The organism is Cytobacillus sp. OWB-43, from assembly GCF_034651445.1.
In the GTDB taxonomy this organism is placed as follows: Bacteria; Bacillota; Bacilli; order Bacillales; family Cytobacillaceae; genus Cytobacillus; species Cytobacillus kochii.
In genome coordinates this window covers 77,418-94,328 of record NZ_JAYEFF010000010.1, presented here as the reverse complement: position 1 = coordinate 94,328, position 16,911 = coordinate 77,418, and the positions used below count along the sequence as shown (strand labels likewise).

Genomic DNA, 16,911 nt, shown 5'->3' with positions numbered 1-16,911 from the left:
GAACACGGAAGTTAAGCTTCTCAGCGCCGATGGTAGTTAGGGGCTGTCCCCTTGTGAGAGTAGGACGTTGCCGGGCAAGATAAAAGAGCACATCATTTGTATGTGCTCTTTTTTGTCGTGCTATAATGAATTCGTTTATTTAAATGGACAAATAACATCTACACAATCTAAACATAATATAAATTTAATGAATGAACCTATATTTCATACGTTTGAGATTTAGAAAAAAAGGGGAAAATTAATAATACTACTTCGTTGCAACATTTCACACAAATCATGTATAATTTATGTCAAATATAGTCAAAGTCAGATAGGGGGAGGCCGGGTGAAAAATATATCAGATATTATTGAAAAATATCTTAAAGAAGTCTTGGAACTTAGCGAAAGGGAAATTGTTGAAATTAAGCGGAGCGAGATCGCTGATAAATTTCAATGTGTCCCATCTCAAATAAATTACGTCATAAATACTCGGTTTACAGTTGAAAAAGGCTATGCTGTCGAAAGTAAACGTGGCGGTGGTGGTTATATAAGAATCACCAAAGTGCAAGCTTATGATTATGTTGATTTAATTAATCAATTGATTAGGATTGTACGTGATCGTATTTCACAAAATAGTGCTGAAAATATTATAAACAGATTAGTTGAAGAAGAGATTATTACTACTCGAGAAGCGAAGATTATGTTAAGTGTCATTGACCGTTCAGTTCTTTACTTAGAGTTACCCTATAGGGATGAGTTAAGAGCAAGGATGCTTGTTGCGATGCTAAATACATTGAAATATAAGTAGGCTGTAAAGTATGGAGGGGTGAAACAGATGATATGCCAAGAATGTAATCAGAGACCTGCGACTCTACATTTTACAAAAATTATGAATGGCGAAAAGGCTGAGTTCCATTTATGTGAAAAATGTGCCCAAGAACATGGGGATATGTTTATGTTAAATAATGGATCTGGATTTTCTATTAATAATCTATTGAGCGGATTATTTAATATAGATACAAGTTATGCAAATAACCAAGCTCAGTTAAATAAACAAGCGCAGGTAGTACAGTGTGAGCAATGCTCGATGACCTTTCCTCAATTTGTTAAAGTCGGGAAATTCGGATGTGCCCACTGTTATGAATCTTTCCGAGCACAGTTAAAGCCAATTATTAAAAGGCTTCATAGTGGTAATTGGAATCATAATGGAAAAATCCCTACAAGAATGGGTGGAGATATCCATTTGAAAAAGCAAATTGAGGATTTAAAAATAAACTTGAAGGAACTTATAACTAAAGAGGAATTTGAGAAAGCAGCAGAGACAAGAGATGCAATACGTCAATTGGAAAAAGAAATGAAAAACCATCTAGAGGGAGGGGAATGAACTTGTCTTTAGAAAGGTTTATCAATCAGGCTGTCAGCTCTTGGATGAGTGCAGAAGGTCCTGATTCTGATATCGTACTTAGTTCTAGAATCCGTTTAGCTCGCAATATTAAACAGGTTAATTTTCCAACAATCTTTTCCCATGATGAAGCTAAACGTGTGATAGAGATCATTAAAGCAAGAATGGAAAAATCGACTTTTGATACTTATGGTGACTTTTCGTTATTGCAAATGGATGATTTACAACCATTGCAAAAAAGGGTGCTGATGGAAAAACATTTGATTAGTCCTCATTTAGCAGAAAACGCTAGTCATGGTGCCTGCCTACTTACTGAAAATGAAGAGGTTAGCATTATGTTGAATGAAGAAGATCATATACGTATACAGTGTTTATTTCCAGGCTTCCAATTATCAGAAGCATTAGAAGTTGCAAACCAAATTGATGATTGGTTAGAAACTGAGATTGATTATGCATATGATGAACAGGTAGGGTATTTAACTAGTTGCCCAACGAATGTCGGTACAGGTCTCAGAGCATCTGTCATGATGCATTTACCAGGATTAGTATTAACTCATCAAATGAATAGAATCATTCCAGCAATTAACCAACTTGGATTAGTTGTTAGAGGAATTTATGGAGAAGGTAGCGAAGCATTAGGTAATATCTTTCAAGTTTCTAACCAAATCACATTAGGGAAATCAGAAGAAGATATTGCTGAGGATTTAAAAAGTGTTGTGGAGCAATTAATTTCGCAGGAAAGGTCAGCAAGAGAAGCATTAGCGAAAACCTCTAACATACAATTAGAAGATAGAGTCTTCAGATCCTATGGTATTTTATCTAATAGCCGAATCATTGAATCAAAAGAAGCGGCTAGATGTTTATCGGATGTTCGCCTTGGAATAGACATGGACTATATACAAGGCATATCAAAAAATATATTAAATGAATTAATGGTTTTAACACAACCAGGATTTTTACAGCAATATGCTGGAGGCCCATTACGACCGTTTGAACGGGATATTCGTAGAGCTTCTCTTATTCGAGAAAGATTAAAAATGGAAGATCAAGAGTTGGGAGGATGATGATAGATGATGTTTGGACGTTTTACTGAGAGAGCACAAAAAGTATTAGCATTAGCACAGGAAGAAGCCATTCGCTTAGGACATAACAATATTGGGACTGAGCATATACTTCTAGGGTTAGTAAGTGAAGGTGAAGGAATTGCCGCTAAAGCACTTTATGCCTTAGGTCTAGGTTCAGAAAAAATTCAAACGGAAGTTGAAAATCTAATAGGTAGAGGGCAAGAGGCCTCCCAAACACCGCATTATACACCAAGAGCAAAAAAAGTAATTGAATTATCAATGGATGAAGCAAGAAAATTGGGCCATTCCTATGTGGGAACTGAGCACATTTTACTTGGTTTAATTAGAGAAGGTGAGGGTGTAGCTGCAAGAGTACTTAATAACCTTGGCGTAAGTTTAAATAAGGCAAGACAGCAAGTACTACAATTACTTGGTAGTAGCGAGTCTAACGGGCATCAAGGCAGCTCTTCAGCCAATGCAAATACACCAACACTAGATGGTTTAGCGAGAGATTTAACTGCCATTGCACGTGAAGGAAGCTTAGATCCAGTTATTGGACGTAGTAAAGAGATTCAACGTGTAATTGAAGTATTAAGCAGAAGAACAAAAAATAACCCCGTATTAATTGGAGAACCTGGTGTGGGTAAGACTGCGATAGCAGAAGGCCTAGCTCAACAGATCATAAATAATGAAGTGCCGGAGACGCTACGTGATAAACGTGTAATGACTTTAGATATGGGTACGGTAGTTGCAGGTACTAAATACCGTGGTGAATTTGAGGATCGCTTGAAGAAAGTGATGGACGAAATTCGTCAGGCGGGCAACATTATTTTGTTCATCGATGAATTGCATACATTAATTGGTGCTGGTGGAGCAGAAGGTGCGATTGATGCATCAAATATTCTAAAGCCATCACTTGCGCGTGGAGAGCTACAGTGTATTGGAGCGACGACGCTAGATGAGTATCGCAAATATATTGAGAAGGATGCAGCGCTTGAGCGTAGGTTCCAACCAATTACGGTTGATGAGCCGACTGCAGATGAGTCCGTACAAATTTTAAAAGGACTACGTGACCGTTATGAAGCCCATCACCGTGTGACAATTACGGATCAAGCCATCGATGCGGCAGTTAAATTATCAGATCGTTATATCTCTGATCGTTTCTTACCAGATAAAGCGATTGATTTAATTGATGAAGCAGGCTCAAAAGTTCGCCTACGTTCTTATACAACGCCTCCGAATCTCAAGGAGTTAGAAGTTAAATTAGAAGATGTAAGAAAAGAAAAGGATGCAGCTGTTCAAAGTCAAGAGTTTGAGAAAGCAGCATCTTTAAGAGACAATGAACAAAGATTAAGAGAAAAGTTAGAAGAAACTAAGAAAACATGGAAAGAAAAGCAAGGGAAAGAAAATAGTGAAGTGACGGTAGAGGATATTGCCAATGTCGTTTCTAACTGGACAGGAATTCCAGTTACTAAATTGGCACAAACTGAGACCGAAAAACTATTGAATTTAGAAGAAATCTTACATTCGCGCGTAATTGGCCAAGAGGAAGCAGTAAAGGCGATCTCTAAAGCAGTTAGACGGGCAAGAGCCGGTCTTAAAGATCCGAAGAGACCAATTGGTTCTTTCGTTTTCCTAGGTCCAACAGGTGTGGGTAAGACAGAACTTGCTCGTGCCTTAGCTGAAGCGATGTTCGGTGATGAGGAAGCGATGATTCGCATCGATATGTCTGAGTATATGGAGAAACACTCCACATCTAGATTAGTTGGTTCACCTCCAGGTTATGTTGGATTTGAAGAAGGAGGTCAATTAACTGAGAAAGTACGTAGAAAACCGTATTCAGTTGTTTTATTAGATGAAATTGAGAAAGCCCATCCGGATGTATTTAACATTCTTCTGCAAGTCTTGGAAGATGGACGCTTAACAGATTCTAAAGGACGTACAGTCGATTTCCGAAACACGGTGCTTATCATGACGTCAAATGTTGGTGCCGAAGCACTTAAGCGTAATAAATATGTAGGCTTCAATATTCAAGATGATGAGCATGATTACAAAGATATGAAAGGTAAGGTTATGGAGGAATTGAAAAAGGCCTTCAGACCTGAATTCTTAAACCGTATCGATGAGATTATTGTCTTCCATGCATTAGAAAGAAAGCATCTGCAAGAGATTGTTACACTCATGTCCGATGCCTTAACGAACCGTTTAAAAGAACAGGATATTACATTATCCCTATCTGAATCTGCTAAGGTAAAAATCTCAGAAGAAGGCTACGATCCAGAGTATGGTGCAAGACCGCTTAGAAGAGCGATCCAAAAGCATATTGAAGATCGCTTATCTGAGGAATTATTAAGAGGAAAAGTGCTTACTGGTCAAGAAGTAGTAATCGATGTTGAGGAAGGCGAATTTGTCGTAAAAACAGCCGAACCAACTGGCACTGCCCAAAAATAATGAAATGTTAGAGAGAAGGTACACGCTAATCAATAGTGTGTACCTTTTTTGATAACAACAAATTTTCTTCCAATTATATGTTAACCTTTGAATACAAACGATTCCATTGATATAGTAAGAAATATAAATGTGTTGTACGAAAGAGAAGGAGAATGAAGATTGGCGAAAAGAAAATCAAAATTCATATGTCAAGAATGTGGTTATGAATCGGCAAAGTGGATGGGGAAATGTCCCGGATGCGGTGTATGGAATAAAATGACGGAAGAGATAGAGAAACCTGCTAACTCGAGAAGAGGGGCTTTTGCACATACACAAGAGACAACGATTAGAGCAAAAGCGACTCCGATTCCAAAAATTGAAACAGTCAATGAGCCACGTATTTATACGGAAATGAAAGAGTTAAATCGAGTCCTTGGTGGTGGGGTTGTTAGAGGATCTCTCGTTTTAATAGGTGGAGATCCTGGGATTGGAAAATCAACACTACTGTTGCAAGTTTCTTCTCAATTATCTAATAAACAGCATTCTGTACTTTATATTTCTGGAGAAGAGTCGATAAGACAAACGAAGCTACGAGCTGACAGATTAAATATTTCATCAGAACATCTACTTGTTTATGCAGAGACAAGCTTAGAAGAGATTAGTCAAACGATTGATGAGGTGAAGCCGGAGTTTGTTATTATTGACTCCATTCAAACTATTTATCACCCGGAAGTGACCTCGGCTCCTGGTAGTGTTTCACAGGTAAGAGAGTGTACGGCTGAGCTTATGAGAATCGGGAAAACGAAAGGGATTGCGATCTTTATTGTTGGACATGTAACGAAAGAAGGATCGATCGCCGGTCCTAGGTTGCTTGAACATATGGTGGATACGGTGCTTTATTTTGAAGGGGAAAGGCATCACACGTATCGAATTTTAAGAGCAGTCAAAAACCGATTTGGTTCTACGAATGAAATGGGTATATTTGAAATGAAAGAATTAGGTTTAGAAGAAGTGGCAAACCCTTCAGAGATTTTTTTAGAAGAACGATCACAAGGAGCAGCGGGTTCAACTGTTGTGGCTTCAATGGAAGGAACTCGGCCCGTTCTTGTAGAAATACAAGCATTAATATCCCCTACGAGTTTTGGTAACCCAAGAAGGATGGCAACAGGGATTGATCATAACCGTGTGCCGCTATTAATGGCGGTATTAGAGAAACGGGTCGGTATGTTGTTACAAAATCAAGATGCTTATTTGAAGGTTGCTGGAGGGGTAAAACTAGATGAGCCAGCAATTGATTTGGCAGTTGCAGTTAGTATCGCATCAAGCTTTCGAGATAAGCCAACAAGAGCAACAGATTGCATTATCGGTGAGGTGGGCCTCACTGGAGAAATAAGAAGAGTTTCAAGAATTGAACAGCGAGTCCAGGAGGCTGCGAAACTAGGATTTGAGCGTATTATTTTACCAGCGAATAATTTGAGCGGCTGGACAGGTCCTAAAAATGTTCAATTGATTGGCGTTCACTCGGTTAGTGAAGCACTTGAAGCTGCATTAGGAGGGTAAGCATATGGATTCAAAGAAACAAAGTGAAATTACAATCAGCGAATTATTGAAATTTTTAGCACCAGGGACACCCCTACGTGCAGGTATAGATAATGTATTAAGAGCAAACACGGGTGGGTTAATTGTTCTTTGTTCTAAGGAGCAGATTGCCAGTTTAGTGGATGGGGGCTTCCAAATTAATTGCCCTTTTTCGCCAAACTATTTATATGAGCTTGCGAAGATGGATGGGGCGATTATTCTCAATCAAGAAGGAAATAAAATCCTTATTGCCAACGCCCAACTCGCACCAGATTCGAGTATTCCTTCCTCTGAGACAGGGATGCGACATCGGACAGCAGAACGGGTGGCGAAACAAACAGGTGCGCTTGTTATTGCTGTTTCACAACGCCGTAATGTCATTACTTTATATAAAGGGGCTTCTCGTTATTCACTAAAGGATATTGGCGTTATATTAACAAAGGCTAATGTGGCAGTCACAACATTAGAGAAATATAAAGTTGTTCTTGAGCAAAGTATATCGAATTTAGGTATTCTCGAATTTGAAGAACAGGTGACCTATAATGATGTGTTAAATGTTATGCATAATATAGAAATGCTGTTAAGAATTAAAAATGAGTTACTAACTTATTTAAGCGAGTTAGGGACAGAAGGACGTCTCATTCGTTTACAAATGAATGAGTTATTGATTGAAATGGAAAGAGAATCAGAATTCGTTATTATGGATTATGCTAATGATCGTGATATTAGGGCAAAGGAAGCGCTTCAAAAGCTTCAAGAGTTATCAAAAGGTGAGACTTTAGAAGACTCAGTTATCATGAAATTACTAGGCTTTCATGGCTATATTCATACCGAAGAAGTCATTCATCCTAGAGGGATTCGGGTGCTGCATAAGGTGCCGCGATTACCACCTATTATTATTGATAACCTCGTTGATCGCTTTGAGGAACTGAGGTATATAGCGGCAGCTTCTATTGAAGAATTAGATGAGGTAGAAGGTATAGGAGAGGTACGGGCTAGGAAGATTGACGAAGGCCTCAAGCTTATACAAGACCAATTTTTTTCTGACCGACATTTATAAATACCATTGAACTACTATTCACCTTATGATAGAATAGGTAGTTTATCATTTGACATTCCCTTACTTACGGTGCTAGTCTAAGAGTATTCATAACCGTTTGATCTATCCTTTTATTTAGTTTACTGCAATAATTTTTTGTTTATAATATAAAATTTTCCAATATTGTGCGTTTTTTATTTTTGGAATTTGTTAATAATGAATAAAAGGAGGTGAGGGAATGTTAAAGAGAATTGTACAAGTCTGTTTCCTTATATTTGGGATCACATTAGGAATCTTTGTGATACCAGAATTACTAATTCTAATCAGTTTAGATGACATTCCATTATTAAATAATCCTTATGTTTCCGCCATTTTAGGAGCTATTATTTTCTATCTTTTAACATTTTGGGCGGTTGACCATGTTGTCAATTTCATTAAATGGACAGAAGAATCGATTGTAAAGGTGCCAATTACCGATATTATATTTGGTAGTGTTGGACTGGTGTTTGGTCTTGTTGTCGCGTTTTTACTTGGTTATGGATTATCGACACTCGAGATACCGGTATTAAATACTGTTGCTCCTATCGTCTTAACACTGTTATTTGGATATTTAGGTTTTCAAGTTGGATTTAAAAAACGAGATGAATTACTCAATCTTTTTACAAACAAAAAGAAAAAGTTAACTGAAGAAGAAGATAGTCAATCTGATGTGAATAAGCTTAAAATATTGGATACAAGTGTTATTATCGATGGTCGAGTAGCTGATATTTGTCAAACAGGGTTTTTAGAAGGAACAATTGTTATTCCTCGTTTTGTCTTAGAAGAATTACAGCATATTGCCGATTCTTCTGATGTGTTAAAAAGAAATCGGGGCCGCCGCGGTTTAGACATTCTCAACCGTATTCAAAGTGAGCTATCTATAAAGGTAGAAATTTACGAAGGTAATTTTGAAGAAATACAAGAAGTGGATAGTAAGCTAGTGAAATTAGCGAAATTAACTAACGGTGTGGTTGTAACCAATGATTTCAACCTGAATAAGGTATGCGAGCTACAGAAAGTCGCAGTTCTAAATATTAATGATCTGGCGAATGCTGTGAAGCCGGTTGTGCTTCCGGGAGAAGAAATGAAAGTTCAGGTCATTAAGGACGGAAAAGAACAAAATCAAGGGATTGCCTACTTAGACGATGGCACAATGATTGTCGTAGAAGAAGGTAGAAATTATATTGGCAAGCATATTGATGTAGTAGTGACAAGTGTATTGCAAACATCTGCGGGTAGAATGATTTTCGCTAAACCAAAACTTTTAGAAAAAGCATTATAATTATAGTATAGAAGAAGCAGAAGAGGGGGCCGTAAATTGGCTCTTTTCTTCCGCTTTTTATGCTGATTAAGGGAGTTAGAAGAAAATATGGGGTATAGAGTCGTCATCCCTGCAGCGGGGCAAGGGAAGAGAATGGGTGCTTCAAAAAATAAACTGTTGCTAGAACTAAGAGGGGTACCTATTGTTATACATACATTGCGCGTTTTCCAACGAGACTCCGCATGTGAAGGGATTTATTTAGCTATTAATCCTGCTGAGGAAAAGGAGATACGTGCGTTAATCGCTAAGCATGGGGTGGATAAGGTAAGGGCGTATATCGGTGGTGGACAGGAAAGGCAGCATAGCATTAGTCATGTGATACGTGAGTTAACAGGTGAAGGGATTGTGTTGGTACATGATGCCGCTCGACCTTTTGTTGAACAAGAGCATATCGATCAACTTGTATCTCAAGCTCAGTTCAATGATGGCGCCATTTTAGCCGTTCCCGTGAAGGATACGATAAAAAAGGGACGTGATGGATTAGTCGAGGGAACAATTGATCGAACGAGTCTATGGTCTGTGCAAACCCCTCAAGCTTTTAAGCTTAGTATTTTACAAGCGGCATATGAGAAAGCGCAAAAGGACCAATTTGTAGGGACTGATGATGCAAGCTTGGTGGAGAGAGTACATAATAAGATTGCTTTTGTACAAGGGAATTACGATAATATAAAACTAACAACGCCTGAGGACCTATATTTTGCTGAGGCGATTTTAAATAAAAGAGATGACTTTATCTAAAGGAGAAGATAATATGTTTCGCATTGGTCAAGGATTTGATGTACATCAATTAGTTGAAGGACGACCACTGATTATGGGTGGGGTTACGATTCCATATGAATTAGGATTACTTGGACATTCAGATGCGGATGTTTTATTACATACAGTGTCAGATGCCTGTTTAGGTGCAATTGGTGAAGGTGATATTGGTAACCACTTCCCTGATACAGACCCAGACTTTAAAGATGCGGATTCAGCTAAACTGATGCAACATGTGTGGCAATTGGTAAAAGAAAAGGGTTATGAACTTGTGAATGCAGACTGTACTATTATTGCTCAAAAACCAAAAATGGCTCCTTATATTCCTGCTATAAGAGAAAGAATAGCGGAATTGTTAGAATCAGAAGTAGAGAACATTAACGTGAAAGCCACAACAACGGAAAAACTAGGATTTACAGGCAGAGGCGAAGGAATTGCTGCTCAAGTGGTTGTGTTGTTGAAGAAAAGTGCCTAGTCGGTTATTTACGGACTTTGACAACTTACAGTAGGATGATAAAATAAAGGGTGCTATTCATATTCAATTTTTGATAAAAAAGATGGATCGTCAGGTGGCTTATATAGCAATCAGCGGTTTTTCGAAATAGAACCGATTTTGAAGGAGGATCATCATGTCAAGTGATATTCGTGTACGCTATGCACCAAGTCCAACGGGACATTTACATATTGGTAATGCGCGTACAGCTTTGTTTAATTATTTATTTGCTCGTAGTAAAAATGGTAAATTCATCATTCGTATAGAAGATACAGATAAAAAACGTAATATTGAGGGCGGAGAAGAGAGTCAATTAAAATACTTACAATGGCTTGGTATAGACTGGGATGAAAGTATCGATAAAGATGGTGGATACGGCCCGTACCGTCAATCAGAAAGAAACGAAATTTACAAAAAGTATTATCAACAGTTACTTGATAGCGGACAAGCTTATAAGTGTTATTGTACGGAAGAAGAGTTAGAAGCTGAACGTGAGGCGCAAATGGCTAAAGGTGAAATGCCGATTTACTCAGGAAAGTGCAGACATTTATCAGATGATGATCGCCAACAACTCGAAGCTGAAGGAAGAAAACCAAGTATTCGTTTTCTTGTCCCGCAAGGAAAAGTGTATGCATTCAATGATATGGTTAAAGGAGAAGTGTCATTTGAGTCAGATGGCATTGGTGATCATGTAATTGTTAAAAAAGACGGGACACCGACATATAATTTTGCTGTAGCCATAGATGATTATTTAATGAAAATCTCTCATGTATTACGTGGAGATGATCATATTTCAAATACACCTAAACAAATTATGATTTATGAGGCACTTGGCTTCCAAGTACCTGTATTTGGTCATATGACGCTAATAGTGAATGAAAGTCGTAAAAAATTAAGTAAACGTGATGAGTCAATCATTCAATTCATTGAACAATACGAAGAGCTAGGTTACTTGCCTGAAGCCTTGTTTAACTTTATCGCTTTACTTGGTTGGTCTCCGAGTGGAGAGGAAGAATTATTCTCCAAAGAAGAGCTAATTGAAATCTTTGATGAGTCAAGGTTATCTAAGTCACCGGCTTTATTCGATATGCAGAAGCTTGCTCATATTAATGCGCAGTACATGAAAAAGTTAGATGGTGACCAGTTACTTGATTTAACGTTACCTCATTTTAAAAAAGCAGGCAAAGTAGGAGATAATCCTTCTGACGATGAGTTACAATGGTTAAAGAAATTAGTGTTGTTGCTACAAGAGAAAATGAGTTATGGTGCGCAAGTAATTGAACTAAGTGAATTATTCTTTGTTCAGGATATCGAAGTTGAACCAGAAGCAAGCGAAGTTTTAGCTGAAGAGCAAGTACCGGAAGTGTTAACTGCTTTCTTACATGAAGTAGAGGCGCTTGAGGTATTTGAAGCTGATCAAATAAAGGCGGCAATGAAGTCAGTACAGAAAGCGACAGGACATAAAGGGAAAAAATTATTTATGCCGATTCGCTCAGCAACAACGGGGCAGACACATGGCCCAGACCTACCGAAAGCAATGGAGTTATTAGGTAGGGAAACTGTAAAAATTCGCCTACAGCGTATTTTAGGTTAACATATCGGTAAAAATATAATATAGTATAGAATATTAACGTATAAATCTTTAGAAAATCATTATAGATGCTAAATCATTGAAGAGGAAAAGTAAGAGTAATGACTGTTTATTAGAGAGAACCATCATCGGCTGAAAGTGGTTTAAACCTCTCATTCTCTGAAGTGCCCCTCTGAGTCCTGTTTCGAACCTTTATAGTAGAAATAGGCGGTTACCTTCCCGTTAACGAGGCAGAGTTGGAGCTTTTATTATATGAAAGCTTAAACAGAGTGGAACCGCGTGTAAACGTCTCTGTCTATTTTAGACAGGGGCGTTTTTTATTTATAGATATGTTATTTGTTTTCTGGTGATAAGGACCCACCCAAAGAGAGAGTGTAATCACTGTTACTTTTGTTGTTTTTATTATACGAGAAAAATGCTATTTAAAGACTGGAGGGAGAGAGCATGTTTAAAAGAATGAAGGAAGATATAGATGTTGTGTTTGAACAGGATCCTGCCGCAAGAAGTGTTTTTGAAGTAGTGTTAACCTACTCAGGATTACATGCGATTTGGAATCATCGCATTGCACACAGTCTTTATAAAAATAAATTTTTCTTCCTTGCAAGGTTGGTTTCACAAATTAGTCGTTTTTTTACTGGGATAGAAATACACCCTGGGGCGAAAATAGGCCGTCGATTTTTTATTGATCACGGGATGGGTGTTGTTATTGGCGAGACATGCGAGATTGGAGATAATGTTACTGTCTATCAAGGTGTAACACTTGGGGGGACAGGGAAAGAAAAAGGCAAGAGACATCCAACGATTAAGGATAATGCTCTTATTGCTACAGGGGCAAAAGTGCTTGGATCCATTACAATTGGGGAAAACTCAAAAATAGGTGCCGGCTCAGTTGTTTTACATGAAGTGCCACCTAATTCAACGGTTGTTGGTATACCTGGTAAGGTAAAAATCCAAGATGGCGTCAAAGTAACGAAAGATTTAAATCATACAGACTTACCAGATCCCATTTCTGATCGCTTTAAAGAGCTAGAAAATGAGTTAGAGCGCGTGAAAAAAGAGTTTGAACAACTGAAAGCTGAAAGGAGCCACTCATAATGGCGATTCAATTATATAATACGTTAACAAGAAAAAAAGAGCCGTTTATCCCGTTAGAAGAGGGTAAAGTAAAGATGTATGTTTGCGGACCTACTGTATACAATTATATTCATATAGGAAATGCTCGCCCTGCAATTGTGTTCGATACAGTGAGGAGATATTTGGAGTATCGCGGATATGATGTGAATTTTGTGTCAAATTTCACAGATGTCGATGATAAATTAATCCGCACGGCCAAAGAACTAGGTGAAGACGTGCCGGAAATTGCGGAGAGATTTATTGAAGCGTATTTTGAAGATGTATCGGCATTAGGTTGCAAAAAAGCAGACACACACCCGAGAGTAACGGAAAATATGGATACGATTATTGATTTTATCCAAGCGCTGATTGATAAAGGTTTTGCCTATGAATCAGAAGGAGATGTGTACTACCATACACGAAAGTTTGAAGAGTATGGAAAGCTTTCTCATCAATCGATTGATGAGTTAAAGTTAGGCAATCGAATTGCTGTTGGTGAGAAGAAGAAAGACGCACTTGATTTCGTCCTTTGGAAAGCGGCGAAGGAAGGTGAGATTAAATGGGATAGTCCTTGGGGGGCAGGTCGCCCAGGGTGGCATATTGAATGCTCCGCTATGGCTCGTAAATATCTAGGTGACACGATTGATATTCATGCTGGAGGACAAGATTTATCATTTCCTCACCATGAGAATGAAATAGCACAGTCAGAGGCAGTGACAGGTAAAACTTTCGCTCGTTACTGGATGCATAATGGCTATATTAATATTGATAACGAAAAAATGTCTAAATCACTCGGTAATTTCGTCTTGGTACACGATATTATTAAGAAGCACAATCCGCAAGTGTTAAGGTTCTTCATGTTAGCAGTGCATTATCGTAATCAAATTAACTATAATGAAGAATTGCTGGAAAATACAAAAGCGGGTTATGAGCGTATTAAAGCATCGTATGAGAATTTAAAGCATCGTAAAGAGGCGAGTAGTGAGTTAACAGAAAATAACCAAGAATGGTTAGAGAAAATTGGTGATTTACAAAAGCAATTCATCACAGATATGGATGATGATTTTAACACGGCGAATGCCATCTCTGTTGTATTTGAATTATCAAAACAAGCGAATTATTATTTGATGGAAAAGAATACGTCCACTGCTGTAATCGATGCATTTATGACTCAATTCGAGGATTTCTTCGGTGTGCTTGGACTATCATTAGAGGATGAGCTACAGCTGTTAGATGAGGAAGTAGATCAATTGATAGCCGATCGGATTCAAGCAAGAAAAGATCGCAATTTCCAATTAGCTGATCAAATTCGTGATCAATTAAAAGAAATGAATATTATTCTTGAGGATACAGCTCAAGGAACAAGATGGAAAAGAGGATAAGAGTGATGCTTTCATACGAAGAAAATCTTAATCCTAAACAATTAAACAGTCTCGCCCTTGCTTATATGGGCGATGCTGTTTATGAACAATACGTACGTCAGGACTTATTACAAAAAGGTAATATAAGGCCACATCAGTTGCATAAGGCAGCAACGAAATATGTATCTGCTAAAGCACAATCAAAAGTGATTCATGCATTTTTGGACGAGGGCGTTTTATCAGAAGAAGAAGAGGCGGTAGTAAGACGGGGGAGAAATGCTAAATCTGGCACCATTCCGAAAAACACCGATGTACAAACTTATCGTTATAGTACTGCATTCGAAGCATTGATAGGTTTCTTATATTTATCTAAAAGAGTAGAGCGGTTAGAAGAGTTAGTAGTAAAAGCATTTAAGTGGACTGAGGATAGGAAGGAGGAGAGCAAAAAATGAGTCATGATTTCATTATTGGTAAAAACGCTGTAATTGAGGCACTTAAGTCAGAGCGTGATATGAATAAAATCATGGTTGCGGAAGGCTCTCAAAAAGGGCAAATGCAGCAAGTGGTTGGAATGGCGAAGGAAGCGGGTGTGCTGGTTCAATTTGTTCCGAAAAAGAAATTGGATCAAATGGAGCTAGGGAATCATCAAGGTGTGGTTGCTCAAGTGGCTGCCTATCAATATGCCGAGTTAGATGACCTATTTAAAAAAGCAGAAAACAGTGGACAAGCTCCCTTCTTTCTTCTATTGGACGAGATTGAAGATCCTCATAATCTAGGCTCGATTATGAGAACAGCTGATGCTGTAGGTGCGCATGGGATTATTATTCCAAAGAGGCGTGCGGTTGGTTTAACAGCAACAGTTGCTAAAGCTTCAACGGGAGCGATTGAACATATCCCTGTTGCTCGTGTAACGAACTTAGCAAGAACGATTGATGAATTAAAAGAACGAGGCGTTTGGATTGCGGGTACAGATGCAAGCGGTAAACAGGATTATCGCCAATTGGATGGAGTGATGCCCATCGGATTAGTCATTGGTAGTGAAGGGAAAGGAATGGGAAGACTGATTAGAGATAAATGTGATTTTCTTATCAGCTTACCAATGGCTGGAAAAGTAACATCTTTAAATGCTTCAGTCGCTGCTGCTTTGTTGATGTATGAAGTCTACCGCAAACGCTCTCCGATTGAGCGATAATGATGAATATCCTTCTTGTTGACGGATACAATATCATCGGTGCCTGGCCAGAGCTTCAGCTTCTTAAAAATAAGGATTTAGAAGCAGCCAGGGACCTGCTGGTAGAAAAGATGGCTGAATATCAAGGGTATTCCGGTTACCGAGTCATAGTTGTCTTTGATGCCCATTACGTAAAAGGGACAGAAAGAAAATTTAAGAATTATAATGTTGAAGTTATTTTTACACGTACAAACGAAACCGCAGATGAACGTATTGAAAAGCTAGCGATTGCGTTAAATAATATTAAAACACAAATCTATGTAGCTACTTCAGATTTTACAGAGCAGAGAGTCATCTTTGCTCAAGGTGCGTTAAGAAAGTCAGCCCGAGAATTACACAATGAAATGAATCATATTGAAAAACAAATTAACAAAAAAGTAAAGAAAAGCCAGGAAAATAAGCCAGTGTCTAAAATCCCATTAAGTGATGAAATCGTTGAAATTTTCGAAAAATGGCGCAGAGAACGTTAAATGATTGGTTGACGCTGGAAAATACCCTACTGTATAATATTTCTAACCATGCTTGTACGGTCGGAGGGATCAGGATGAGTATCGACTTCAGGACAAAAGCTGAAAAGCATTCTTTATACGTGCAACTCGAAGATGAAGAAGTAATTGAATTAGTGCATAAAGGTGAAAGTGAAGCGCTAGATTATTTGATCCATAAGTATCGAAACTTCGTGCGTGCAAAGGCGAGGTCTTATTTCCTCATTGGTGCCGACAAGGAAGATATTGTGCAGGAGGGAATGATTGGTCTTTATAAGGCCATTCGAGATTTTAAGGAGGACAAGTTGTCTTCCTTCAAAGCATTTGCAGAATTATGTATCACAAGACAAATTATCACTGCAATTAAAACAGCAACAAGACAGAAGCATATCCCGTTGAATTCTTATGTATCGCTTGATAAGCCTATTTATGATGAGGAGTCAGATCGTACGTTAATGGATGTCATTTCTGGAGCGAAAGTGATGAACCCAGAAGAGTTAATTATTAATCAGGAAGAGTTTGACCACATCGAAGTAAAAATGTCTGAACTTTTGAGCGATTTGGAAAGAAAGGTGCTTGCCCTTTATTTAGATGGGCAATCATATCAAGAAATATCAGAAGAATTGAATCGACATGTGAAGTCAATTGATAATGCTTTGCAAAGAGTGAAGAGAAAACTAGAGAGATATTTAGAAATAAGAGAATTCTCTTTATAACTACTATATGTTAATATATTATTTATGGGCATATGAGAACCATTTTCGATTGATAACAGTGAAGGTTTTCCTATTTTTGCTGTTATTGACATGGATTATTGGCCATGGTAGAGTTTTAATGGCATAAATGTCGAAGAGGTGTGAAAAATGCCGAAAAAAGTGATACTAGCTTGTGCCGATTGTGGGACAAGAAATTACACTACCAATAGTAACAAAGGTAATGAGAGATTGGAATTAAAGAAATTTTGCAGTAAATGCAGTGCACATACAGTTCATCGCGAAACAAAATAATAGAGTAAAGAAGAGACAAAAA

The 16,911-nt window shown here is 38.1% G+C and carries 17 protein-coding genes and 1 other annotated feature; all 17 genes read left to right on the top strand.

Annotation, left to right across the window (positions count from 1 at the left end; translation table 11 throughout):
• Positions 1–325: 325 nt before the first annotated feature.
• Complete coding sequence (locus U9M49_RS21955) at positions 326–787, top strand: CtsR family transcriptional regulator (RefSeq protein ID WP_095371254.1); 462 nt, start codon at positions 326–328, stop codon at positions 785–787.
• A 27-nt stretch (positions 788–814) separates the two neighbouring features.
• Complete coding sequence (locus U9M49_RS21950; RefSeq protein WP_095371253.1) at positions 815–1,363, top strand: UvrB/UvrC motif-containing protein; 549 nt, start codon at positions 815–817, stop codon at positions 1,361–1,363.
• 2 nt (positions 1,364–1,365) lie between these two features.
• Positions 1,366–2,445 (top strand): protein arginine kinase, encoded by a 1,080-nt coding sequence (locus tag U9M49_RS21945; RefSeq protein WP_095371252.1) that lies wholly within the window; start codon positions 1,366–1,368, stop codon positions 2,443–2,445.
• 6 nt (positions 2,446–2,451) lie between these two features.
• A complete protein-coding gene (clpC, locus tag U9M49_RS21940) occupies positions 2,452–4,896 on the top strand; it encodes an ATP-dependent protease ATP-binding subunit ClpC (protein ID WP_095371251.1) in 2,445 nt (814 codons plus the stop codon).
• A gap of 159 nt (positions 4,897–5,055) precedes the next feature.
• On the top strand, positions 5,056–6,435 hold the full coding sequence (gene radA, locus U9M49_RS21935) for a DNA repair protein RadA (protein ID WP_095371250.1): 1,380 nt from the start codon (positions 5,056–5,058) through the stop codon (positions 6,433–6,435).
• A 4-nt stretch (positions 6,436–6,439) separates the two neighbouring features.
• Positions 6,440–7,513, top strand: a complete 1,074-nt coding sequence (gene disA / locus U9M49_RS21930) for a DNA integrity scanning diadenylate cyclase DisA (protein WP_095371249.1) — start codon at positions 6,440–6,442, stop codon at positions 7,511–7,513.
• Positions 7,514–7,730: 217 nt separating this feature from the next.
• The gene (locus U9M49_RS21925; protein ID WP_307317049.1) at positions 7,731–8,813 is read left to right on the top strand and encodes a PIN/TRAM domain-containing protein; all 1,083 of its coding nucleotides are present in this window, start codon (positions 7,731–7,733) and stop codon (positions 8,811–8,813) included.
• Between the two features lie 87 nt (positions 8,814–8,900).
• Positions 8,901–9,590, top strand: coding sequence for a 2-C-methyl-D-erythritol 4-phosphate cytidylyltransferase (gene ispD / locus U9M49_RS21920; RefSeq protein ID WP_322910606.1), 690 nt, complete (start codon positions 8,901–8,903; stop codon positions 9,588–9,590).
• A gap of 13 nt (positions 9,591–9,603) precedes the next feature.
• A complete protein-coding gene (gene ispF / locus U9M49_RS21915) occupies positions 9,604–10,083 on the top strand; it encodes a 2-C-methyl-D-erythritol 2,4-cyclodiphosphate synthase (RefSeq protein ID WP_322910605.1) in 480 nt (159 codons plus the stop codon).
• A gap of 154 nt (positions 10,084–10,237) precedes the next feature.
• A complete protein-coding gene (gltX, locus tag U9M49_RS21910; protein WP_322910604.1) occupies positions 10,238–11,695 on the top strand; it encodes a glutamate--tRNA ligase in 1,458 nt (485 codons plus the stop codon).
• A gap of 67 nt (positions 11,696–11,762) precedes the next feature.
• Positions 11,763–11,988 (top strand) — a binding site (T-box leader).
• A gap of 148 nt (positions 11,989–12,136) precedes the next feature.
• Entirely contained in the window at positions 12,137–12,787 is a 651-nt protein-coding gene (gene cysE / locus U9M49_RS21905) for a serine O-acetyltransferase (RefSeq protein ID WP_095371244.1), read from the top strand.
• On the top strand, positions 12,787–14,187 hold the full coding sequence (gene cysS / locus U9M49_RS21900; RefSeq protein ID WP_095371243.1) for a cysteine--tRNA ligase: 1,401 nt from the start codon (positions 12,787–12,789) through the stop codon (positions 14,185–14,187). The genes cysE and cysS overlap by 1 nt, the downstream gene beginning before the upstream one ends.
• Positions 14,188–14,192: 5 nt before the next feature.
• The gene (locus tag U9M49_RS21895; RefSeq protein WP_095373563.1) at positions 14,193–14,618 is read left to right on the top strand and encodes a Mini-ribonuclease 3; all 426 of its coding nucleotides are present in this window, start codon (positions 14,193–14,195) and stop codon (positions 14,616–14,618) included.
• Complete coding sequence (rlmB, locus tag U9M49_RS21890; RefSeq protein WP_095371242.1) at positions 14,615–15,358, top strand: 23S rRNA (guanosine(2251)-2'-O)-methyltransferase RlmB; 744 nt, start codon at positions 14,615–14,617, stop codon at positions 15,356–15,358. Before U9M49_RS21895 ends, rlmB begins: the two co-directional genes overlap by 4 nt.
• A gap of 2 nt (positions 15,359–15,360) precedes the next feature.
• Positions 15,361–15,867, top strand: coding sequence for an NYN domain-containing protein (locus U9M49_RS21885; RefSeq protein ID WP_095371241.1), 507 nt, complete (start codon positions 15,361–15,363; stop codon positions 15,865–15,867).
• An 8-nt stretch (positions 15,868–15,875) separates the two neighbouring features.
• Positions 15,876–16,598 carry an RNA polymerase sporulation sigma factor SigH gene (gene sigH, locus U9M49_RS21880; RefSeq protein ID WP_180317053.1) on the top strand — a complete coding sequence of 241 codons (723 nt, stop codon included), beginning with the start codon at positions 15,876–15,878 and terminating at the stop codon, positions 16,596–16,598.
• Positions 16,599–16,745: 147 nt separating this feature from the next.
• On the top strand, positions 16,746–16,889 hold the full coding sequence (gene rpmG, locus U9M49_RS21875) for a 50S ribosomal protein L33 (RefSeq protein WP_191816903.1): 144 nt from the start codon (positions 16,746–16,748) through the stop codon (positions 16,887–16,889).
• The last annotated feature ends 22 nt before the right edge of the window (positions 16,890–16,911 follow it).